The sequence below is a fragment of the Comamonas sp. A23 genome, assembly GCF_004522605.1.
Lineage (GTDB): Bacteria > Pseudomonadota > Gammaproteobacteria > Burkholderiales > Burkholderiaceae_C > Comamonas > Comamonas thiooxydans.
The window spans coordinates 237,104-260,318 of sequence record NZ_RSDT01000007.1; the positions used below are offsets into that span (position 1 = coordinate 237,104).

At 61.1% G+C, this 23,215-nt stretch carries 19 protein-coding genes; 3 read left to right on the forward strand and 16 right to left on the reverse strand.

Annotated elements, in window-relative coordinates; all coding sequences use genetic code 11:
• Positions 1–4: 4 nt before the first annotated feature.
• The 3 genes from dcd to EIC84_RS17145 all read right to left on the reverse strand — a co-directional run bounded on the left by dcd (position 5) and on the right by EIC84_RS17145 (position 3,066).
• Positions 5–571, reverse strand: coding sequence for a dCTP deaminase (dcd, locus tag EIC84_RS17135; RefSeq protein WP_003052512.1), 567 nt, complete (start codon positions 569–571; stop codon positions 5–7).
• Positions 572–634: 63 nt separating this feature from the next.
• Positions 635–1,927 carry a guanine deaminase gene (gene guaD, locus EIC84_RS17140; RefSeq protein ID WP_034362447.1) on the reverse strand — a complete coding sequence of 431 codons (1,293 nt, stop codon included), beginning with the start codon at positions 1,925–1,927 and terminating at the stop codon, positions 635–637.
• A gap of 242 nt (positions 1,928–2,169) precedes the next feature.
• A complete protein-coding gene (locus EIC84_RS17145) occupies positions 2,170–3,066 on the reverse strand; it encodes a LysR family transcriptional regulator (RefSeq protein ID WP_003067163.1) in 897 nt (298 codons plus the stop codon).
• Positions 3,067–3,170: 104 nt separating this feature from the next.
• Between EIC84_RS17145 and glaH the strand changes: the two genes are divergently transcribed.
• From glaH to EIC84_RS17160, 3 genes are all read left to right on the forward strand, one after another.
• Complete coding sequence (glaH, locus tag EIC84_RS17150) at positions 3,171–4,094, forward strand: glutarate dioxygenase GlaH (protein ID WP_003067161.1); 924 nt, start codon at positions 3,171–3,173, stop codon at positions 4,092–4,094.
• A gap of 100 nt (positions 4,095–4,194) precedes the next feature.
• On the forward strand, positions 4,195–5,436 hold the full coding sequence (locus EIC84_RS17155; RefSeq protein WP_003067160.1) for an alpha-hydroxy acid oxidase: 1,242 nt from the start codon (positions 4,195–4,197) through the stop codon (positions 5,434–5,436).
• Positions 5,437–5,488: 52 nt separating this feature from the next.
• Positions 5,489–5,929 carry an HIT family protein gene (locus EIC84_RS17160; RefSeq protein ID WP_003067159.1) on the forward strand — a complete coding sequence of 147 codons (441 nt, stop codon included), beginning with the start codon at positions 5,489–5,491 and terminating at the stop codon, positions 5,927–5,929.
• Between the two features lie 104 nt (positions 5,930–6,033).
• On the opposite strand, the gene EIC84_RS17165 is transcribed toward EIC84_RS17160, so the two are convergent.
• From EIC84_RS17165 to EIC84_RS17225, 13 genes are all read right to left on the reverse strand, one after another.
• Positions 6,034–7,077, reverse strand: a complete 1,044-nt coding sequence (locus EIC84_RS17165) for an adenosine deaminase (RefSeq protein WP_003067158.1) — start codon at positions 7,075–7,077, stop codon at positions 6,034–6,036.
• Positions 7,078–7,245: 168 nt separating this feature from the next.
• A complete protein-coding gene (locus EIC84_RS17170) occupies positions 7,246–8,220 on the reverse strand; it encodes an aromatic ring-hydroxylating dioxygenase subunit alpha (protein WP_003067157.1) in 975 nt (324 codons plus the stop codon).
• A gap of 181 nt (positions 8,221–8,401) precedes the next feature.
• The gene (locus tag EIC84_RS17175; RefSeq protein ID WP_003067156.1) at positions 8,402–9,559 is read right to left on the reverse strand and encodes a BMP family ABC transporter substrate-binding protein; all 1,158 of its coding nucleotides are present in this window, start codon (positions 9,557–9,559) and stop codon (positions 8,402–8,404) included.
• Between the two features lie 195 nt (positions 9,560–9,754).
• The gene (locus tag EIC84_RS17180) at positions 9,755–10,900 is read right to left on the reverse strand and encodes a BMP family ABC transporter substrate-binding protein (protein ID WP_003067155.1); all 1,146 of its coding nucleotides are present in this window, start codon (positions 10,898–10,900) and stop codon (positions 9,755–9,757) included.
• A gap of 52 nt (positions 10,901–10,952) precedes the next feature.
• Positions 10,953–11,873, reverse strand: a complete 921-nt coding sequence (locus EIC84_RS17185) for an ABC transporter permease (RefSeq protein WP_003052482.1) — start codon at positions 11,871–11,873, stop codon at positions 10,953–10,955.
• A 3-nt stretch (positions 11,874–11,876) separates the two neighbouring features.
• Entirely contained in the window at positions 11,877–12,971 is a 1,095-nt protein-coding gene (locus EIC84_RS17190) for an ABC transporter permease (protein ID WP_003067153.1), read from the reverse strand.
• Positions 12,964–14,523, reverse strand: coding sequence for an ABC transporter ATP-binding protein (locus tag EIC84_RS17195; RefSeq protein ID WP_034362445.1), 1,560 nt, complete (start codon positions 14,521–14,523; stop codon positions 12,964–12,966). Before EIC84_RS17195 ends, EIC84_RS17190 begins: the two co-directional genes overlap by 8 nt.
• Positions 14,524–14,599: 76 nt before the next feature.
• The gene (locus EIC84_RS17200) at positions 14,600–15,532 is read right to left on the reverse strand and encodes a LysR family transcriptional regulator (RefSeq protein ID WP_003067150.1); all 933 of its coding nucleotides are present in this window, start codon (positions 15,530–15,532) and stop codon (positions 14,600–14,602) included.
• A gap of 155 nt (positions 15,533–15,687) precedes the next feature.
• Positions 15,688–17,763 carry a diguanylate cyclase domain-containing protein gene (locus EIC84_RS17205; RefSeq protein WP_003067149.1) on the reverse strand — a complete coding sequence of 692 codons (2,076 nt, stop codon included), beginning with the start codon at positions 17,761–17,763 and terminating at the stop codon, positions 15,688–15,690.
• A 248-nt stretch (positions 17,764–18,011) separates the two neighbouring features.
• On the reverse strand, positions 18,012–18,650 hold the full coding sequence (locus EIC84_RS17210) for a Crp/Fnr family transcriptional regulator (protein WP_003067148.1): 639 nt from the start codon (positions 18,648–18,650) through the stop codon (positions 18,012–18,014).
• A 400-nt stretch (positions 18,651–19,050) separates the two neighbouring features.
• Positions 19,051–21,591 carry a TonB-dependent receptor gene (locus EIC84_RS17215; protein WP_034362458.1) on the reverse strand — a complete coding sequence of 847 codons (2,541 nt, stop codon included), beginning with the start codon at positions 21,589–21,591 and terminating at the stop codon, positions 19,051–19,053.
• A 143-nt stretch (positions 21,592–21,734) separates the two neighbouring features.
• On the reverse strand, positions 21,735–22,688 hold the full coding sequence (locus EIC84_RS17220) for a FecR domain-containing protein (RefSeq protein ID WP_003067145.1): 954 nt from the start codon (positions 22,686–22,688) through the stop codon (positions 21,735–21,737).
• A 1-nt stretch (position 22,689) separates the two neighbouring features.
• On the reverse strand, positions 22,690–23,169 hold the full coding sequence (locus EIC84_RS17225) for a sigma-70 family RNA polymerase sigma factor (protein ID WP_003067144.1): 480 nt from the start codon (positions 23,167–23,169) through the stop codon (positions 22,690–22,692).
• Between the last annotated feature and the right edge of the window lie 46 nt (positions 23,170–23,215).

A 23,215-nucleotide genomic window follows, 5' to 3' on the forward strand; every position in this document is an offset into this window, starting at 1 on the left:
GGCCTCAGGCCTTGGGTAGGGTCACGCCATGCTGGCCCTGGTACTTGCCGTTGCGGTCCTTGTAGCTGACTTCGCATTGCTCGTCGCCCTGGAAGAACAGCACCTGGGCGCAGCCTTCGCCCGCATAGATCTTGGCCGGCAGCGGCGTGGTGTTGGAGAACTCCAGCGTCACATAGCCCTCCCACTCGGGCTCGAAGGGCGTCACGTTGACGATGATGCCGCAGCGCGCATAAGTGCTCTTGCCCAGGCAGACGGTCAGCACGTCGCGCGGGATGCGGAAGTACTCCACCGTGCGGGCCAGTGCAAAGCTGTTGGGCGGGATGATGCAGTAATCACCTTCGAAGTCGACAAAGCTCTTCTCGTCAAAATTCTTGGGGTCCACCACCGTGCTGTGGATATTCGTGAAGACCTTGAATTCGCGGGCGCAGCGGATGTCGTAGCCATAGCTCGAAGTGCCGTAGCTGATGATCTTCTTGCCGTCGACCTGGCGCACCTGGCCAGGCTCGAAAGGCTCGATCATGCCGTGCTGCTCCGCCATCTGACGGATCCATTTGTCGCTCTTGATGCTCATTAGAAATCCTGTATCGCTTGATTTTTCATAGCGTTGTGCGCTCACAAATCAAGCGCAAGACCGCTATTTTGCTTGAGAAACAATGGTTTGCTCAATCAGGCGGTCATCTCCGAGGATGATCATGGCAAACAGCAGCTCGTCCAGATTGCGCGCCTGGGCCGTCTTGCGCGCCAGCAGCGGCGTGCAGCCGGGGTTGATGACGACCAGGTCGGCCTCGCAGCCGGGCTGCAGATTACCGATCACGCCCTGCAGGCCCAGGGCTCTCGCAGCGCCTGCCGTGTGCTGCCACCACAGGTTCTGTGGCGACAGGCTCTGGCCCCGCTTGGCATGGCTCTCGCGCCCCACCACATAGGCGGCCTGCATGGTGCGAAACGGCGAGAAGCTCATGCCGCCGCCCACGTCGCTGGCCAGGCCGTAAAGCATGCCGGCCTCATCGGCCTTGAGGTAGTCGAAATAGCCGCTGGCCAGAAACTGGTTGCTGGTCGGGCTGATGGCCGCCGCCGAACGCGTGTCGTGCATGAGCTGGCGGTCGGTTTCATCGAGCCAGATGCTGTGCGCATAGACGGCGCGCTCGCGCATCAGGCCGAAGTCGTCGTAGACGGCCAGATAGCTGCGTGACTCGGGAAACAGCTGCTTGACCCAGGCGACTTCGTCCAGGTTCTCGGCCACATGGGACTGGATCCAGACATCGCCATATCTGGCTGCCAGCTCGCCCGCACCGCGCAGCTGCTCGGGCGTGCTGGTGGGCGCGAAGCGCGGCGTGATCGCATAGCCCAGGCGGTCCACGCCATGCCAGCGCTGGATCAGGGTTTCGGTGTCGATCAGGCCCTGCTCGGTGTCGTCGCGCACGCCGTCGGGGCTGTTGCGGTCCTGCAGCACCTTGCCGGCAATCATGCGCATGCTGCGCTTTTGCGCAGCCGTCATGATGGCATCCACCGATGCCGGATGCGAAGTTGCAAAGGCCAGCGCCGTGGTCACGCCGTTGCGCAGCAGCTCGTTCATGAAGAAATCGGCCACGCCATCGGCATATTCGCGATCGTGGAAACGCGACTCGTGCGGGAAGGTGTAGTTCTCCAGCCAGGGCAGCAGGCCCGGGGCAGGCGCGCCGATCACATCGGTCTGCGGATAGTGGATGTGCAGGTCGACAAAGCCCGGTGCCAGCAGCTTGCCGGGCAGGTGAATGACTTGCACGCCTTCGCGCTCAAGATACTGGTCGGCCAGCGCCTGCCAGCTGCCCGCAGCCACCACGCGCTGCACGCCCGCGGCATCGGGAGCAATCGCCAGCAAGGCGTCGGAGTCATAAACCGCTTGGCCGTCATCGGCGAAGCGCAGCAGGGCACTACGATAGATTTTCATGGACAAGAGCTTACGCGCCCGCTCTCGCCTGCGGAACACGGCAGCGCTTATAGAGGCTATACGGCTGCGCGCAGGCCAGGGCTTTCGCTATTAATAACAGAGCATACTGCGCTTTTCATGCATTGAATTCAATTCAATTCATATCCAGAAACTAATATCAGCAAGCGATAGCAGCTAGCATTTTAGCTAGTTCAACACCCGAAACCCTGCGCTGCAACACCGCCCTGCCCGCAGCCGCGTAACTAGGCAGCGCAGCTTCTGGCCACGGCCAGAAAGGCGCGCACTGCGGGTGAGTTCTCGCGCTCGCGGTAGGCCAGCGCCATGTGCACGTTTTCCTTGAAGTCGCGCAGCGCCCTGAAGGCCACGCCCGGCTGATTGAGCAGGCGGTTCGACTCGGGCAGCACCACAATGCCATAGCCCGCGGCCGCCAGGCTGGTTGCCGTGACGAAGTCGTTGACGCGATAGGCCTCGCGTGCCGAAAACCCGGCCGTCTCGGCCAGCCGCGCCAGCACCTCGGCGAAGCCTTCGCTTTCGTTGATGAACTGCGGCGCAATAAAGGTCTGGCCGCGCAGATCGGCCACGCTGATGGACTCATGGCGTGCCAGCGGGTGGTTCTCGGCCAGCGCCACCATGAAGGGCTCGCTATGCACGATGACCGCCTTGACCCCCTCGGGGTAGCGACGGCGCGGCCGCAGCAGACCGGCATCGATCTCGCCCTGCTGCAGCGCCTGCAACTGGCGCGGCGTCTCCATGGCCAGCACCTGCATGTGCACCTGCTCATGGCCGGGGCGGAACTGCGTGAGCATGCGCGCCAGCACACCCGAGGTCACGGACGAGGAGATATAGCCCAGCTTGACATGGCCGCTCATGCCCTGGGCCGCCAGCTGCCCGATCTGCTGGGCCCGCTCCATATGGCGCAGCACGGCCACTGCTTCGTCATAAAGCAGCTCACCCGCATCGGTCAGCGTGATGGGCTTGCGCTTGTTGCGCTGCAGCAGGCGCACCCCCAGTTGCTGTTCCAGTTGCTGCACCTGCACGCTGACGGCGGACTGGGCCACGCCCAGCTTGTCGGCGGCACGAGAGAAGTGCAGCTCCTGGGCCACGGTGACGAAGTGCTCGAGTTGGCGGTAGCTGAGCATGGATTTAATCTGAAATTCTTATTAAAAAATGCATTTAACCCCGTAGATCGTATCAAACAAGAAGTGTTCAATCACACCATTCCTGATTGAAGTACCCGCCCACCATGAACGCTACTACTCCCCAGCAACTGATCCAGCCTGCCGCTTACGAGATCGCCGCTCACCCCGAGCATCCCCGCCTGCTGAAGCTGACCCTGAACGCCGAAGCCCTCAACGCCTTCCTGGCCGATGTGCGCGATATCGACGTGCAGAACCTCGAGTACGTGCCTTTCATGCGCTTTCATCTGGCGCGCCGCCTGAAGGCCCACATGGGTGCCGACTTTGGCGAGACCCTGGTGAACATCATCAAGGACCGCAAGCATGGCGGCTTTGTGCTGGGTCTGGAAGGCGTGAGCCAGGATAGCGACGACTACGTGAAGTTCGGCACCGCCATCGGCCATATCCTGGGCCCGGCCAACCACGACTCCATGTCCAACAAGTACTACGCACGTTTCCTGGTCAAGCACACCGACGCCAGCGACTCCTATCTGCGCCAGGCCTATCGTCTGTTCACCATGCACACCGACGGCACCTTCGTGACCGAAGCCACCGACTGGCTGCTGATGATGAAGTTCGACGAGCAGAACGCCGTGGGCGGCGAGTCGCGCTTTCTGCATCTGGACGACTGGAGCGAGCTGGACTGCTTTGTGCAAGACCCGCTGGGCGCCAAGCCCCTGCTGTACAAGGCCCCCGGCTCCAAGAATGTGAACGAGCGCGTGGAACGCCCCGTGTTCTTCCACGGCGAGTTCGGCCTGTCGATCTCCTTCATCGACCAGTTCGTGCAGCCCGCCAACGACGCCGAAGCCGAATATCTGCAGAACCTGTCCGAATCGATGGAAAATTCGCCCGGCACCCGCACCGTCAGCCTGCCCGCTGGCGACCTGGTGGTTCTGAACAACTACTTCTATGTGCATGGCCGCGCACCGTTCGAGCGTAACGAGCAACTGCACCGCGAGCTGATGCGTCAGCGCGGTACATTCGCTCAGTAAACCTTGAACACCTGATGTTTCTGTCACGCCCCCGTGCACCGCAAGTGTGCGGGGGCGCAGCCAGTTAAACCCCTGAATTTCGCTCCCGAGGCGCCCTACCATGGCATCGTCACAAGCCCCTGCTGCAAACGCAGCCTCCGCCCCCAAAGCGCAAGCCGCCTACGGCCAACGCGCAGGGCTTCCCCGTCGTCTGCAGAACATTCTGTCGCTGCATGACTTCGAGGCCGCCGCACGCAAGCACCTGCCCCGCCCTCTGTTTGGCTATGTCTCCGGCGCGGCTGAAGACTGCGTCTCGCTGCAGGCCAACCGTGACAGCTTCCTGCAATATGGCTTCAGCTCCAGGGTCATGGTGGATGTGTCGCAGCGCAACCAGAAGGTCGAGCTGTTCGGCCAGACCTGGGACTCGCCATTCGGCGTGGCCCCCGTGGGAATCAGCGCCATCAATGCCTACCGTGGCGATCTGGTGCTGGCACAGACGGCGGCTGCCAACCGCATTCCCGCCATCATGAGCGGCACCTCGCTAATCCCCATGGAAGATGTCGCCAAGGCCGCACCGTCGACCTGGTTCCAGGCCTATCTGCCCGGCGACACCACGCGCATCGACGGCCTGATCGAGCGCATCGAGGCTGCCGGCTTCGGCACCCTGGTCATCACCGTGGACATCCCCGTCTGGGCCAATCGCGAAAACAATGTGCGCACCGGTTTCTCGATGCCGCTGCGCCCCTCGCTGCGCCTGGCCTATGACGGCATCACCCGCCCGCGCTGGATGGTGGGCACCATGCTGCGCACGCTGATCAACCACGGCATGCCGCACTTCGAGAATTCGTTTGCCACGCGCGGCGCGCCTTTGCTGTCGGGCACCGCCATCCGCGACACCTCGGGCCGTGATCACCTGAACTGGAAGAACATCGAACGCATTCGCCAGCGCTGGAAAGGCAACCTCATCATCAAGGGCATCCTCAACGAAGACGATGCCGTGATGGCCACCGATATCGGCGCGCAAGGCATCGTGGTCTCCAACCACGGCGGCCGTCAGCTCGACGGCGTGGTCGCGCCGCTGCAGATGCTGCCCTATGTGGTGGACCGCGTGGGCCACCGCACGGCCGTGATGATGGACAGCGGCATTCGCCGCGGCAGCGATGTGCTCAAGGCCGTGGCCCTGGGCGCGCGCATGGTGTTTCTGGGCCGCCCCTTCATGTACGCCGCCGCAGTCGGCGGTGCACAGGGCGTTCATCACGCCATCACCTTGCTGCGTGACGAGGTGGACCGCAATATGGCCATGCTGGGCGCGACATCCATGGCCGAGATCACCCCAAGCTGCCTGCGCGCGACGCGGGCCTGAAACCGCTCAGCCTCTAAGATAGAACGCTTGAACCATAAAAAAGGAGAGCGTCATGCCCATGTTTGTAGACCACTCGCCCCCTGGCGAGTGCATTTTCTGCAAGCTCGTCAAAGGGGAGATTCCATCGGCCAAGGTCTATGAGGACGATCTGACCATCGCCTTCATGGACATCGGCCAGGCCACACGAGGCCATGTGCTGGTAGCCAGCAAGCGCCATGCCGTCAATCTGCTGGAGCTGACGCCCGAGGAAGCCGGCGCCGTGATGCAGACGGCCCAGCGCGTGGCGGCTGCGGTGAACAAGGCTTTCGATCCCGACGGCATCAATATCTTCCAGGCCAATGGCGCGCCTGCGGGGCAGACGGTGTTTCACTTTCACCTGCATGTGCTGCCGCGCTTCGAGGGCGATGGCCTGTCCGTGGTCTGGAAGCGCGAGGAGCCGGACTTTGCAGCGCTGGGAGAGTTGGCTGAGCGCATCAAGGCCCAGTTTTCCTGAAGCAAGCCACTGATAAAAAAGAGCTGCCAGCACCTGATATTCATCGATTTCAGATAGAAAACCATCTGAAACCCACATTTAGCAAGCGCTGGAAGCTCCTATTTTCAAGCCGCAAATTGCGCGAAGATTGCATCCAGCTTTGCAATCCATTCAGCCTTCTGCGCCTCGCTGGCAAAGCTCGCTTCCAGACTGTTGCGCGCCAGCTGGTAGGCCTCGGGTGCACCCATTCCCGTGGCGGCAAAGAGTTGGGTGTAGTTTTCGTTGACATAGCCGCCGAAATAGGCCGGGTCGTCCGAGTTGATCATGACCTTGAGCCCGGCCGCCAGAAGGCGCGGCAGATTGTGATCGGCCAGGTCCTTGATCACGCAGAGCTTGAGATTGGACAAAGGGCAGACCGTCAGCGGAATCTGCTCCTTGACCAGCCTCTGCATCAGCAGCGCATCCTGCTCTGACTGCACGCCATGGTCGATGCGCTCCACATTCAGCACATCCAGAGCACCCCAGATATAGGCGGGCGGCCCCTCCTCCCCGGCATGGGCCACCAGATGCAGGCCCAGTTGCTTGCAGCGCGCAAACACGCGCTCGAACTTCTCGGGCGGATTGCCCAGCTCGCTGCTGTCCAGCCCCACGCCGATGAAGCGGTCACGCAGCGGCAGCGCGGCCTCCAGCGTCTGCAGGGCGCTTTCTTCGCTCAGATGGCGCAGAAAGCTCAGGATCAGCGAGGAGGAAATGCCCTGCTCGATCTGCGCATCGCGGCAGGCACGGTAAAGACCGTTGATGACGGTCTCCATGGCCACGCCGCGCTCGGTGTGGGTCTGCGGGTCAAAGAAGATCTCCGTGTGCACCACATTGTCGGCCACGGCGCGGTCCAGATAGGCGCGCGCCATGTCGTAGAAGTCCTGCTCGTGCAGCAGCACGCTGGCACCCGCGTAATAGATGTCCAGAAAGCTCTGCAGATCGGTGAAGGCATAGGCCGCGCGCAGAGCTTCCACGCTGTCATAGGCCAGAGCCACCTTGTTGCGCTGCGCCAGCGCAAAAATCAGTTCGGGCTCCAGCGAACCCTCGATATGCATATGCAGCTCGGCCTTGGGCATGGCTCGCAGCAGCTCCGGCAGACGGGAAACATCTACGGCAGGCACGGTGTTCATCTTTATTCTCCTTGGCGCTACGCGCCATTCAATGTCTAGCCTACCAAACCGGCGCAGCTCAAGCCATATGGCCAGCCCCGACGAGTCTGTGACTTCGGCCTGGCGGCCACAAGCCAGTGGCGCGGCCTCCCGGCGAGCCGCATGGACGCCAGGCCGGGCAGGCCTGTCTCAGCAGGTTCCGAAGGCGATCTCCTGGGCCTTCAGGAAACGGCGATAAGCCGACGACATGCGGTCGGCCGCCGAGTGCATTTCTGCGCGCGGATCCAGCGGCAGGGCCTTGGGCAGCTGCGACTCCAGCACCGGCTGGTCCTGCACAAAGATGGTGTGCTGGAAGGTCTGCAACTGCTCATCGGTCGATTCGAAGTCCGCGACCGCCAGACGGAACCAGACGCGGCTGGTTTCGGGAGTGACAGGGCAGATGAACAGGCCGATCTGCTCACGCCAGCCCTGTTTGGAAGTGCCCTCTTCGGGAATCTTGGTCAGCACGGCAGTGTAGGCGGCGGTCACCTCATAGGTGTACTCCACCTCGGCCGCCTGGGTGGAGTGCAGATTGGACTGGGGCTGTACAGCCTTGCAGCCTGTCGCCAGCACGCCGGTGGAGGTGCTCTCCACCTTGTAAGTGGCAATGGCCGTGGCGTCGCGGCTGCCCAGCCAGCCTTCGTGCACAAAGCCGAAGTGGGACATGTCGAGGAAGTTCTCGATGATGCGCGGTGCACTGGCCGCCACATCGTAAGGCCCGCAGTTCACCTTGCGCAGATGTTCATCCGTCTCGGCAGCGAACACGGGCAGCTGGCTGTCGGAAGGTTCCAGGCGCACCCAGATCAGTCCGTAGGCTTCCTGCACCTCGAAGGCCCGTACGCGCTGCGATGCGGGGGGAGTGAAATCGGGCACGGCGGGTACTTTCACGCATTGGCCACCGGAGGAGAATTGCCAGCCGTGATAGGGGCACTCCAGATGTCCGTTCTCCACGCGCCCCATGGACAGGCGTGCACCGCGATGCGGGCAGCGATCCACGAAGGACTGCACCAGTCCCTCGGCATTGCGCCACAGCACCAGCGGCTGTTCCAGCAGCAGCACGGAAAACGGCGCGCTCACCACCTCGGAGGATTGGGCAACAGGATGCCAGAGGGTACGTTCAGTCATGGGGATACTCGTCATTATCGAAATACAAAGGGCCGCTCTGCGGCGGCCCTGTCGCTGCAAGTCGTGTCTGGACGACTGTTAACAGCCAACACTACCCGGCAAACCCGGGGTCTGCCTTGAAGACATGCGCCACAGGCCGCAATCGGTGCGACGAGGCGGCGCGATGCCTGATCCGCAGTGCTTACTTGGCGTCGCCGCCGGGCACTTTGCCTTCCACGCCCTTGACGTAGAAATTGATGCCTTTGAGGAAACCGTCATCGGCAACCTTGTCGGCAGCGATCAGTTCCTTGCCGTCCTGGCCAGTGATAGGGCCCTTCCAGATGGTGAATGTACCTTCCTTCAGTCCCTTTTTCACGTCCTCAACCTTTGCCTTGAGGTCGGCAGGAATGTCGTCGGCCAGTGAAACGATGTCGATCACGCCCTCCTTGACGCCCCACCAGGTCTGGCGGCTGCTCCACTTTCCTTCCAGCGCGCTGCGGGTGGAGTCGATGTAGTAAGGCGCCCAGTTGATGATGGACGAGCCCAGGTGAGCCTTGGGGCCGTAGGCCGTCATGTCCGAATCCCAGCCGAAGGCACGCTTGCCCTTTTCCTCGGCCGTCTTCAGCACCGCCGGCGAATCGGTGTTCTGGAACAGGATGTCGGCGCCGCCGTTGATCAGGCTGGTCGCAGCTTCGGTCTCCTTGGGAGGGCTGAACCATTCGTTGACCCAGACCACCTTGGTCTTGATCTTGGGATTCACGGACTGGGCACCCAGGGTGAAGCTGTTGATATTGCGGATCACTTCGGGAATAGGCACCGAGCCCACCACGCCCAGGGTGTTGGACTTGGTCATGCCACCGGCAATGATGCCGGCCAGATAGGCACCTTCGTAAGTGCGGCTGTCATAGGTGCTGACATTGGCGGCGGTCTTGTAGCCGGTGGCGTGTTCCCACTTCACATCGGCGAATTCGGGGGCCAGCTTCTGGATCACGTCCATGTAGCCGAAGGTGGTACCGAACACCAGCTTGTTGCCCTGCGAGGCCATGTCGCGCAGCACGCGCTCGGCATCGGCACCTTCGGGCACGCTCTCCACATAGCTGGTCTTGATCTTGTCACCGAACTCTTTTTCCAGGGCTTTGCGGGCCTGGTCATGGGCAAAGGACCAACCACCGTCGCCCACCGGGCCGACATAAGCAAAAGCAATCTTCAGAGGTTCGGGAGCAGCGGCCGCAGGAGCGGCAGCGGGGGCTGCTGCCGGCGCAGCTGCTTCTTCCTTCTTGCCGCAGCCCACGAGAGCGGCCGAGGCAATAGCCGTCAGTGCGGCGACCTTGATCAATGAACGCTTGTGCAAATCAGTCATTAAAGTTTCCTTGGAACAAAGAGTGAGGTTTGAAACCGATAGGAGCGCAAGCCCATGGATACCGGTTACACCTTGGGCAATATATGCATAAACTGCGCCAAATTGCAGATAGGTATCCTGAAAACGACAGCGCAAAAAGAAAGGCCCCCTAGGGGCCTTTGATCGGACGCTGCTCAGGCGCCCCGCAAACAGTGCTTATTTGGCACCGGGCACCTTGCCCTCGATACCGTTCACATAGAAGTTGATGCTGCGCAGCCAGGCGTCATCGGCAACCTTGCCGGCTTCCAGCAGTTCCTTGCCTGTGTTGTCCTTGATGGGACCGGTCCAGACGGCGAAGGAGCCGTCCTTCAGGCCGGCGCGAGCCTTCTCAACCTTGTCCTTGATTTCCTGGGGCACGTCGTCAGCGATCTTCTTCAGGTCGATGGCGCCCTCCTTCACACCCCACCAGAAGTTGCCGGTCTGCCACTTACCGGCCAGCGTGTCTTCCACCACCTTGCTGTAGTAAGGAGTCCAGTCGATCACGGCCGAGCCCAGATGAGCCTTGGGCGCGAAGCCGCTCATGTCGCCGTCCTTGCCGAAGGCACGGGCACCGCGCTCCTCGGCCGTCTTCAGCACGGCTGGAGAATTGGTGTTCTGGTACATCACATCCACGCCGCCGTTGATCAGGCTGTTGGCGGCTTCGGATTCCTTGGGAGGAGCGAACCACTCGTTCACCCAGACCACCTTGGCCTTGATGGATGGGTCGATGCTCTGGGCGCCCAGCACAAAGCTGTTGATGTTGCGCACCACTTCGGGGATTGGCACCGAAGCCACCACGCCCACAGTCTTGGTCTTGGTCATGGCACCCGCCACGATACCGGCCAGATAAGCACCTTCAAAGGTCTTGGTGTCGTACACGGCTGCGTTGTCGGCCGTCTTGTAGCCGGTGGCGTGCTCGAACTTCACATCCTTGACGTCGGCGGCGACTTTCTGCACAAAGTCCTGATAGCCGAAGCTGGTGGCGAAGACCAGCTTGTTGCCCTGACCGATCATGTCGCGCATCACGCGCTCGGCATCGGCAGACTCTGGCACGCTCTCGACCATGGAGGTCTCGATCTTGTCGCCGAACTTCTCCTGGATGGCCTTGCGGCCCAGCTCGTGCTGGTAGGTCCAGCCGCCGTCGCCGATGGGGCTCACATACATGAAGCCGATCTTGAGCTTGTCGGCAGCAGGAGCAGCCGCAGGTGCGGCGGCAGGCGCTGCAGGAGCCTCTTCCTTCTTGCCGCAAGCGGTCAGCACAGCCATGGAAACAGCCGTCAGGCCGATCATCTTGATCAGAGCGCGTTTGCCCAGAGTTGTCATCGAAGTTGTCCTCTCGTTATTTTTGAAAAGCGGATTGCACCACATTTGGGCATCACGCTCCAGGGTAGAAGGGCTTTCCCAGGGAGGCCGGCATATTGGCTCGAATCCAGGTCGGATTACGCGAGATCAGCACCAGTACCACAATGGTGGCCAGATACGGCAGCATGGACAGAATCTGGCTGGGCACCTGGACCCCCGTGGCCTGCAGATGGAACTGCAACATGGTCACGCCGCCAAACAGATAGGCGCCCAGCAGGACGCGGGCCGGTCGCCAGGTCGCGAAAGTCGTCAGCGCCAGAGCGATCCAGCCTCGACCCGACACCATGTTCTCCACCCACAGCGGCGTGTAGACCACGGAGATGAAGGCCCCCGCCAGACCGCACATGGCACCGCCAAACATCACGGCCATCAGACGGATGCGACGCACGGGGTAGCCCAGGGCATGGGCCGAGGATGGCGACTCGCCGACCGAGCGCAACACCAGGCCCGCACGCGTGCGGTACAGAAACCAGACCATCAGGGCAGCCAGCACGATGGCGCCGTAAACCAGCGGGTGCAGCGTGAACAAGGCCGGGCCCACGACCGGCAGATCTGCCAGGCCCGGGATGGAGTACTTGGGCAGCTCGGGCAGCTTGGCCTGCACATAGCCCAGGCCCACGAAAGCCGAGAAGCCCGCGCCGAACAGCGACAGCGCAAGACCGGTTGCGTACTGGTTGGTGTTGAACCAGATCACCAGTCCCCCGAAGATGGCGGCCAGCAAGGCCCCGGCCAGCATGCCCGCGCCAAAGCCCATCCAGGTATTGCCGGTGTGCACGGTAGCGGCAAAACCCGCAATGGCAGCGCAGAGCATCATGCCTTCGGCGCCGAGATTGACGATGCCCGATTTTTCATTGATCAGCAGGCCCAGGGCCGCCAGCGCCAGAACGGTGCCGGCGCTGAGTGTGGAGCCCAGCAGCAGTGCATAGGATTCCATGGATCAGGCTCCCTTCACTGCAGAAATGGCGCTGCCGGCTTTTTTTACCCCCCAGCGGATGCGATAGGCCACCAGCGTGTCGCAGGCGAGCAGCGCGAACAGCAGCAGTCCCTGGAAGACGCCGGTCAGTGCCTTGGGCAGGCCCAGACGCGACTGCGCCAGCTCGCCACCGATATAAAACATGCTCATGAGAATGGCCGAGAAAATCATGCCCACAGGATGCAGGCGCCCCACAAAGGCCACGATGATGGCCGCAAAGCCGTAGCCGGCGGGCACATAGGGCGTGAGCTGACCCAGGGGGCCAGCGACTTCCAGCGCCCCCGCCAGACCGGCTGTAGCGCCGGAAATCAGCAGCGCCGTCCACAGCGCCTTGCGCGAGGAAAAACCGGCATAGCGTGCCGCCGACGGCGCCAGGCCGCCGACCTGCAGGGCAAAACCTGCACGCGTGCGAAACAGAAATGCCCACAGCAGACCGGCCCCCACCAGCGAGATGATGACGCCGATATTCATGCGCATGCCCTGCACCAGCCGAGGAATCTGCGTGACGCGCTCAAAGCTCTTGGTCTGCGGGAAGTTGTAGCCCATGGGGTCCTTCCAGGGACCATAGACCAGATAGCCCAGCACCAGCGTGGCCACATAGACCAGCATCAGGCTGACCAGAATCTCGTTGGCGTTGAAACGGTCGCGCAGCAAGGCGACTATGCCCGCCCAGACCATGCCGCCCAGCATGCCGGCGATCAGGATGGCCGGCACGATCCAGGGCCCTGTGGTCTTGTCGGCCAGCAAGGCAATGCCGCCCGCAGCCACCGCACCGATGACGAACTGGCCTTCGGCACCGATATTCCAGACATTGGAGCGAAAGCATACGGCCAGCCCCAGCGCGATCAGCAGCAAAGGCGTGGCCTTTACAGCCAGCTCGCCCAGGGCATAGCCCGACTTGATGGGTTCCCAGAAAAAGGCCTGCAAGCCCTTGACCGGATCCTTGCCCAGCAGGGCAAACAGGCAGACTCCTACCAGCACGGTGATCAGCAAGGCCAGAATCGGCGAGCCATAGGTCCAGAACTTCGATGCCTGGGGACGTTGTTCCAGCTTAAGCATGGGCACCTCCCTGCACGACTGCCGCATCCCACAGGCCACTCATCCATTCACCAATCTGCTGCACCGTGGCAGCCGCTCTATCCACCGAAGGACTCAGGCGGCCCTTGGCCACCACATGCAGGCGGTCACAAATCTCAAACAACTCGTCCAACTCCTCACTGACCACCAGCACGGCGCAACCCTGGTCGCGCAGCTTGAGAATCTCGCCCCGAATCTGCGCCGCAGCCCCCACATCCACCCCCCAGGTGGGTTGAGAGATGATGAGCAGACGTGGTTTGGCATCAATTTCACGACCCACGATGAACTTCTGCAGATTGCCGCCTGACAGCGACTGCGCGGCCGAATTCGGGCCACCGGCCTTGACGTTGAAGCGACCGATGATGTCCCGCGCCTGTGCCTGCAGAGCCGCCATGCGAATCCAGCCGCCCTTGCCCACCGCAGTCTTGCGCGTCAGCAACAGGTTGTGGGCCAGGCCCATGCTGGGCACGGCTCCGCGCCCCAGACGCTCTTCGGGCACGAAATGCAGGCCCATGCCACGGCGCCGACCAGGCCCCATGCGTCCCACGCCCTTGCCCAGCAACTGCACGGCCTCTGCCTCGGAGCGTGTGTCCTCGCCGGACAGCGCATACATCAGCTCTTTCTGGCCGTTGCCGGAGACGCCGGCAATACCGACGACTTCGCCCGCACGCACCTGCAGCGCAATGCTCTGCAGATCGACACCAAAAGGATCCTGGCTTCTGAGCGACAGCCCCTGTACACGCAGCACGGTATCGCCGGTATTCGCACTGCGGTGCTCCAGCTCCGGCGGCTCCGAGCCGATCATCATGCGTGACAACGAAGCATTGGTCTCGTTGGCCGGGTTGCACTCCCCCGTCACCACACCGCCGCGCAACACCGTGCAAGCCGTGCACAGCGAGCGGATTTCATGCAGCTTGTGGCTGATATAGAGGATGGAGCAGCCTTCCGCAGCCAGGCGGCGCAGCACCACAAACAGCATCTCCACGGCCTGGGGTGTGAGCACCGAGGTGGGCTCGTCCAGAATCAGCACGCGGGGATTGGTCAGCAGGGCGCGGATGATTTCCACGCGCTGCATTTCGCCGACGGAAAGCGTGTGTACGGGACGATGCGGGTCCACCTCCAGCCCGTAATCGCGGGCCGTGGCCTGAATGTTCTCGATCACCTCGGCCAGTGCAATGCTCTTGTCCAGGCCCAGCCAGACGTTCTCGGCCACGGTCAGCGTGTCGAACAGGCTGAAATGCTGGAACACCATGGCAATGCCCAGTGCCCGGGCTTCCTGCGGATTGCGGATCTGCACCGGCTTGCCGTCGACCAGGATGGCACCCTCGTCAGGCTTGACCGCACCGTAGATGATCTTCATCAGCGTGGACTTGCCAGCGCCGTTTTCGCCCAGGATGGCGTGGATCTCGCCGGGCTTAACTTTCAGCGATACCTTGCTGTTTGCAACCACAGCCGGGTACCGCTTGGTAATACCCTCCAGCTGCAAGCGCGCAGGCGCACTCGCAGATGGGGAATGTGTCGGGGGGGGATTCATCGCTGGATTGTCTCTCAATTCAAATAACAAATTGACTCAAACAGGCTCTATGCGCTGAACAGGAATACGATACAAGCTATTGATTTCGCAGCGTTAGTGCAACATTGCGAACCACCTCTCGCAGCCAGCGTGTGGCGGCTCCGGCATGCGAACGCGCATGCCAGAGCTGGTAATAGACCAGCGGAGGGAATTCCACGGGGCAAGGCAGTATGGCCAGGGACAGACGTTCGCTGAAACGCTCACAGAACAATCTGCCCGAGGTCATGACAAGCAAGCTTGATGCCACCATGTCGGGAATCAGACTGAAATGCGCGCAGCGTGCCACCACCTGGCGGCTCAAACCCATGCCCGCCAACTGTTCGTCTATCACGCCCAGGGCACCGGGATAGGCCGGGGTTGGCGCAATATGCTCGGCCTGCAGCCATTGCTGTACATCCCAGCCCCTGCGCACTGCCGGATGCTTGGGACTGACCAGGCAGACCACCTCGTCCTCGAACAGCTTGGCCATGTGCAGGCCTTCCGGTGGCTGCGGCCAGTTGCCGATAACCACATCAATCTCGCCATCGGCCAGTTGCCCCTCGTAATGCGCCTCGGCGCTCAGCGGCAGAAAGTCGACCGGGCAATGCGGGGCCTGCGCCTTCATGGCCGACATCAGCCGCGGCAGGAACTGGGGATCCAGATAGTCGCTGGCCGCAATGCGGAAGGTACGAGTCGAGGTGCGTGGGTCAAACTGCCGCGCATCGCTGAACAGCCCCTCGGCCGCACGCAGAATGTCTGCCGAGGGTTGCACCATGCGCAGACCCACATCGGTAGGCTGCATCTGTGCCCCGGAGCGCACCAGCAAAGGGTCGCCAGCGAGCTCGCGCAGACGCCGCAGTGCTGCAGACACCGCCGGCTGGTGCATGCCCAGTCGCAGCGCTGCCCTGGAGACGCTACGTTCCGTCAGCACCGTGTGCAGCACCCTGATCAGGTGCAAATCTATCTTGTCGAACAAGGTCTGGTCACGCATAGGTCACGGCCATCCGGGCGCTTTGGCACGGCCAGCCTCATCCATTTTGTATACAAAGCAGTCGCAGAGCGTAACTCAGTCAGCCCCTTTGAGCAGCCAAGGGATTGCCCTCTAGGCTGTCATATCTGCCTTGAATTCAGCATGCGCAATCCGGCTCAAACAGCCGCTGTCATCACTTCCACACGGTTGCGCCCTTTGCGCTTGGCGGCGTAGCAGGCCATATCGGCCCCCTTGAAGGCGCTGGCCGCCGTGTGGTAGCTGGCGTCCAGCAACAGCATGCCGATGCTGGCACTCAACATATAGCGCTGCCCCTGGTAGGAGCCCTCCCAGTCCTGTATGGCCATGCACAGCAGTTGCGCATGGCGCATTCCCTCCTCACGGCTGATTCCGGCCATGAGAATGGCAAATTCATCGCCCCCAACCCTGGCCACCCAGCCATGAGGCCGCACCGTTGATTCGATCAGGCGCGCGATATGGCCCAGCACCTCGTCACCCACTTCACGCCCGCCCTGGCGATTGACCTGGGAGAAGTGGTCCAGGTCAACATAGAGCACGATGCCATGCGCCTTGGGCTCGCTCTGCGAACGCGCGATCACATTCGCGCCTCCCATGCTCTCCAGATAGTCGGGAGTCGTATATTCGCGCAGCCATTCCTTGAGCCGCAGAGCAAACGCCGTTCGGTTGGGCAGGCGGGTCAAGGGATCGTGCATGGCTTTCCAGCTCGATTGCTCGCGCAACTGCCGCTGCGTGGTCACATCCTCCAACTCCCAGACCAGGTATTGACCATCCAGCGCCTTGCCCGACTGCTCCCAGGCCCTGTGCATGCGCTGCATGCTCTGACCGTGAATTCGCACCCATACCGGCCTTGCATCCTTGCGTACCAAGCAAACTTCGCTATCAAATTGTCCGTAAGTATCAAGAGCCCGCCGAACCCGCCCCATCAGATCCTCATAGTCGGCATCGCTGGCACACAGATCACGCACAGCCAGGCCCTGCATTTCCTGAGGCTGATAGCCAAGTACTCTGGCTGCCTGCATGCCCACACGCTGCACCTTTGAGCCATGCGTCACGATCAAACCTACGGGGGCATAGTCCATCAAGGTCTGCAACTGCATCTGCAAATCACGCTCCAGCTCGCCATGCGCCTCATAACCACCGCCCAGGGCTTGCAATGCAGTGCGCAGGGTCTGAGCCTCTCCCCAGTCGTGATCGGACAGGCCATGCCACCAGTTGCCCCCCCGGCTGCCCAAGTCCACCTCCAGCATCAGCCCGCGTCGAGAAGCCTGCTCTGCCGAGCGGAACAAGGCCGTCAGCGGATAGGCGATCAGGCAAAGCACCGCTCCAAGCAGTCCAGCCAGTACCAGCAGGGCCGTGGCCAGCCAGCCCATCATCTTGACCGAGACTCCCGGCACCCATTCCTGAACGTTGCTGACCTTCAGCAGAGTCCATTGCGCCCAAGGCAGCGGCATGGCGCTCCAGAGTTGGTTATTTCTCTGCTCACTGACCGCACCGGTCTGGGCCGTCTTGAGCCAGGCTGGATCAAGCCCGCGAGGTAGCGCAGCATCTCCCAAGGCAGGGGGCAATTGCCACTGCCCTTTGCTGCTGAGAGCCAGCGGACGAAGGTCACGGTCGATCAGCAGCAGCTGGCTACCCGCTTCGGCAGAGGCAACCTCCAGCGAAAACAACACCGACAAAGGCGTCCGGTAGCTGCCGCCAAGAACGCCCTGCAACTTGCCTTGCAGATCACGCACCGGCACGACATTCTGAAACTCCAGCTGCAGGCCCGCATCACCGGCACGCACCCAGGCTTGGGTGATCGGCTTGCCCTCAGCCAACGAGCGCTTGAGCACTTCACGCAGCGGCTCTTCAAGCTGTTCTGCGGCCAGCGCCTGCTCCTGATGCAGATTGACCAGCAACTGCCCTTTTCCATCAGCCAGTTGAAGTTGCTCATACTGCTGTGCCATGGATGTGGGCTGCTTGAGCATGGCCTGCAGTGACTCCGGAGAATCATGCATATGGCCCGCCAGCACAGAGGACAGACTATGCAGGGGCTTTTGCTGCTGCTCGACTCTGAAGGCCAGCGAACGAGCCGCGTATTCCAACGCCTTGGTCTGCGCCGGCAACGCTCCGTCCATGACCGCCCGGCGCAGGGAATAAGCCACCCAGCCCGCAGCGCCAGCTCCAGCCAGCAGCACTGCAATCATGGCAACAAGCACCATGCTGCGCAGCATGGGGCCTGGGCCTCTGCGTATCCGCCCAGACTGTGGTGCGGCAGCAACCTCCTCTGGCTGCGACGGCGCAACCCATGGCGGCTCTGCTTGCAGGGAGAAGACAGCATCTGACATGGGCCTCAATATAGAGAGCCGATGTCTGCAACCCAACGAGAGGAAACCCCGGAGATTGTCGACAAATGCTACGCCGCAAGCTCCTGCTCAGAGCAGAAGCCAAGCGCTGCATGGTCTGCAACCCGGCCCGGTATTTACCCCAGCGCCAGCACCTCCAGTGCGCCGGGCCTGGGCAATTCAATGACATTGCCTCGCCCGGCAATCAGCCCATGCTCTCGCAGCTGCCGGAGCACACGCGAGAATGTTTCCGGCGCAATACCCAGTTGCGCTGCAATCAGGCGTTTGCGTGCCTTGAGGGTGACATGCAGGGCATTGCCATTTCCTCCCGGGCTCGCATGGTTCAGCAGCCACTGGGCGCAGCGAGCTTCGGCGTCCTGAGCCAGACGACTGACCGCCAGCTCGGTCTGCGAGCAATAGGCCCTGGCCAGATCTTTGAGCAAGTGCTGTACGGCGGGTGCAAGCTCCGCCACAGAACTTAGAAAGCGCGCCAGAGGAATGATGTAGATGCGCCCAGCCGTCTGCGCCTGCATATCTAGGCAGGAAGGACGCTCCTGCAGCGCAAAAGCGGCATCCAGCCAGGTCGGCCCTTCCACCTGCCCCAGTTGATGGCGCATGGCCGAATCCTGCCCGACCCCGAGCATCACGCTGCCGCTTTCCAGATACAGCACCGAATCAAGGGGTTGGCGACGTTGCCTGAGCCAAGAGCCTGGAGCAAAGCTCTCAGGCTGCCCAAACGTGGAAGCGATTTGCGACATGGAGGGCATGGTGAACATATGCGCCACACTGTGCCGGGCTTTGCCCCGGCTCATATTGAGCCAAGTCAACAAGCCAGGCCGAGCAGCCAAAAGGGCCGCTGCCGAAGCTGCGGCCCTTTGGAGCTGACAGGTCGATATTTCAGATCGACAACGTCGTAAACACAACTCAGCCCCCGGAAACAGATACGTCCAGGCGGCTCATATCGCTGCATCTTTTTTCCAGTCGACCATGGATTGCCGATGGCTGTCATTCCTTACCGGACACAGGAAGCCAGCTAAGGCAGCAGACTCTCAGGGAACGCTGTCAGAAATACGGCAAGCGGCAGCCGCAGTGCCTCGGCGTCAAAACAGCTCCATCAGATCAGGCGCTGCTGTCGCAAAGCGCTGCCATTCGTCGATCGGCCTGTATGACGCGCACCTACCAAGTGTGTGCATAGCTGACTCGCAACACAGTGCCCGCTGCAGGGAGGCGGCTGGTGTTGTTGTTATTGCGAAGCAGCTGGCTGTATAGCGGGAAGTAGTTGCGGTTAAGCAGGTTTTCCACACCGAGCGATACGCGGTTCTTGGAGTCGATTTTCCATTGGCTGATCAAGTCCACCGTGGTGTAGCCCCTGGTGTCGTGGCGCCCAAAGCTGGTCTTGCCATCCAGGCGGTAATCCTTGGAGGCATATGCGCTTGCCTGGATGCGGTGGCTCCAGCTGGCATTGGGACGGTATTCCACATAGGCAGTCAGTTTGAGGGGCGGAATACGATAGCCCGTCATGTCCTGATAAAGGCTTGATCCCTGCGGAAGTTCACGCCCTTTCATCCAGGTAAAGCTCCCACCGCTGCTCCAGCGGTCATCGTCGCTGAAGTAATCGAGGCCGCCTTCGATCCCCTTGATTTTTTCATTGGTTCGCAACAGCATGAGCCCGTTATTGAAACTCTGCACGGCGCCGAGATCGGAGCGCGATTGAAAGGCTCCCAGGTTGGCAATGACATTGGAAAACTTGCCGCGCCAACCGACTTCCACGGTATCTGTTTTGACGGCCTGCAGGTTGGAATTGCCGATGTTGAAGCCCGCTGTGGCATTGCGCACCACGACCCCAATATCCGGCAGCTCAAAGCCCTGGCTGTAGGACGCATAGAACTCGTGTCCCTTGGTCGGCGCAAAGACCGTGCCCAGGTTGTAAGTCCATGAGCCGTATTTAACGGTACCGCCAGAGACGGACTGGGGGCTGGGCAATTTCGATTGCGACAAAGGGGTGAAGTCGTTGAAGCTGGCCTGAGCTCGGTCGTAGCGCGCTCCGCCTTCCACGGACCACTGATCGTTGAATTTGTGTTGCAGCTGGGCAAAGGCGCCAATGCTTCGAGTCGTGACCTGGGGCATATAGATCAGGCGGCCAATCTTGTTGAACACCAGACCTCCACTGGCGTCATAGGCCTTGGGATCAAAGATATCGATCGGCATGTCGGTGCGCTCGTGATTGAAGTCGGCCCCCCAGATCAGCAAGGTGTTCTTCTCTTGTCCGAGAGGTGTTTTGATGGTCAGGCGACCACCGAACACATCGGAGTTCTGCATGGACTGATCGACGTTGGCGCCTCGCACAGGAACGGCTCGTGCATCGAAGGGCGCAAAGCGCGTATAAAAATCCCGGTAATAGAGTTGAGCCGCCACGGCGCTGCCTGCGAGATCGCGGTTCTCATAGTCAAGACCCAGCATGGTGTTCTTGATCTGGTTTTGATCTGCAAGTACCAAGCCCTTGATAGGCCTGGCGGCTGCCGTACCTGCGGGCAAGCGGGCCACTGACGGATCGGATGCATAGTCGGTGTCCTGGCTGGCGTTGTAGTGGCTCGCGGAGAATTGAAGCCGTTGATTTGCGTCCAGCTTGAAGCCGATCTTGGCGGACGCGTTGTAGATATCGGAGTCGAACAAGTCTCCCTGGCTGGGCTCGGGTGCAATGCGTGCGCCCTTGGCGTCGAATGAGCCACCGGCATGCTTGGCGCCCAGGCTGACGGAATAGTCGACCACATCGCCGCCGCCAGAAAGATAGTGCTGGACTTCGGCTCCAAGCCCGGCGCCTCTGAGTTTGGACAGCGGTGCAGACCCTGTCACTATGGTCTCTGCTTTAGTCTCGCCCGAGGGGCGTTTGGTACGCACAGAGATGATGCCGCCTGCTGCGCCGCTGCCGTAGATGGCGCTGCTGCCGCGAAGCACCTCAATCTGTTCGATGTCCGCAGGGTTGATGTTGGCGAGGTTTCTGGATGAGTCGCGATTGGTGTTCAGTGGAACCCCGTCCACCAGGATAAGCATGTTCCGGCCGCGCAGAGTCTGCCCATAGTCGGTGATTGTGTGGTTGGAATCTGCCATCCCCGGGACGACTTTGCTGAGCATGGTTGCCAGACTGTCGGAGCCTTGCCGAAGTTGCTGAACTTCTTCAGCTTCGAGAATACTGACCTGCCGAGACGGCGCAACGAGATTATTCTGGGTACGAGCCGTCACCGTCACGGCTGCAAGCTCCGGAGAGCCTTGCCCGCTGACGGGCACGGAAGCACTGCTCTTTTGTTCGATGGATGCCTTGGTGCTCCCCGGGACTTCCAGTGCATAGTTGCCTTCACCTAGACGACGTGCACTCAGTCCCGAGCTTTCCAGCAAATGTGCAAAACCGCTATCGACGGTGTGGAAACCAGACAGGCCAGGAGTACGCTTGTCCTTGAGCTTGCTCAGATCCATGCTGAGATTGATGCCCGCCTGACCGGCAAAGTCCATCAGTGCAGGACCGAGCGGGCCAGCGGATACCTGATAGGACTTCTGCGCGGGACTGGTAACCGGATCTGCAGCGTAAGCCTCCGGCATGTGCAAACCGATAGCGGCTGTGCCGACGATGGCAACAAAAATTCCTCTGACTGCCGTTGCGACCAGGCGCAGTCGCATCGCATTGGCGTTCCTGTTGGGTTTCCGGACGTACTTTTCGGGCATCTGCTCAATCCTCTTGGCTGTCAATAAACGGGTCTTGATGCACTTGACAGGCGAGATTGAAAAACAGGACAGCGATTTGACAAAGTCATCGCTGCGGCCTGAATTTCGGAGGACAGCGTGCGAAAACCTGATCCTGGGAAACTTCAGGAACGCGTGACGGTGATCCAGTAACGGGTGCGTTGCTGCCTATGGATTGGCATGGTCCGAGCCAGTAGCTCGAGAATGCGATCTGTATCGCGCAAATGGAATGTTCCGGACACGAGCAGCTCAGCAGCACTTGGATCACAGCGCAGGATCCCTTCACGATAGCGCTGCAACTCCTCCAGGAAGTCAGCCAGGCGCATGTTCTCGGCATACAGCACACCCCGAGTCCAGGCATCGGCGTGGGATGGCAGGGAGGTGAAGGCGCCCGCCTTGTGAGCATCGAAGTTCACTTGCTCGCCAGCCTGCACGACAAGGGATTGCCTGGAATGCACAGGCACTACCTGCACCGCGCCTTGCAGCACCGACAGCGTCGTGCTTCGCGCATGCTTTCGAACGATGAATTTGGTGCCCAGTGCCTGCAACCGCCCATCGGCAGTCTGGACAACAAAGGGCAAGGTCTTGTATTCGCTGAGGTGTGCGGTTTCCACCAGAATCTCACCTGCAAGATGCTGGATCAGACGTTCTTTGCCATCGAACTGAACGCTTATTGCGGAAGCCGTATTCAACAGCACCTGACTGTTGTCAGCCAATGTCAGTTCGCGTCTTTCGCCTGTTGCTGTTCTGAAGTCCGCATTCCAGATGTGCCATGGCAGATAGCGGTAGGAGAACCAGCCAAGCATTGGAGTTGCCAGAGCGAGTGCCGATGCACGCAGAATCTGCCGGCGATTTCCCGTCGCACGTGGACGATCCAGAACGGCCATGCCGACTGCCGAGGGAACACTCTCCATTCGGAATTTCAATTGCTCTATGCGTTGCCAGATTTCCTCGTGGGTTGCACTGAGGCTGCGCCACCGGGCAAGCTCGGCCTGCTCTGCTTCGCTGAAGTCCGATGCATGCCGGCGAGCCAGCCATTGAGCGGCCTCATCGAGAATGCTTGCATCGACTGCACTCATTTCAGGCGTCCAGCATCACGCGCAGGCATTGCCGGAAGCCTTGCGCCATATAGCGGGTGACCGTACGCACGCTTATTTGCATCTGCGTGGCGATCTCCTCATAAGCAAGCCCTTCGAGCTGTGAAAGCAGGAATGCGGTGCGAACTTTCGTTGGAAGCTCTCCCAGCAATGCATCCAGCTCCTCCAGGGTCTCCAGCAAGATGGCTCGGGCCTCCGCCGAGAGCGCGGTGGCTTCAGGCAATAGCTGCAAGGAGGCAAGATATGCCTGTTCGAGCGAGCGCCGTTCCAGGTGATTGATCATCAATCGCCTGGCGACGATTGTCAGATAAGCCCTGGGCTCTCTGATGTCTTCGATTGCTTGCGTTCTGGCAGTTGTCCAAATGCGCGTGAATGTGTCCTGCGCAATGTCTGCCGCATCACAACGGTTGCCAAGCTTGCGCTGCAGCCAGGAGATCAGCCAGCGGTTGTGCAGTGTGTACATGCTGCCAAGTGCTTCACTGGCGATGCTGTTGGCGTGGGTAGGCACC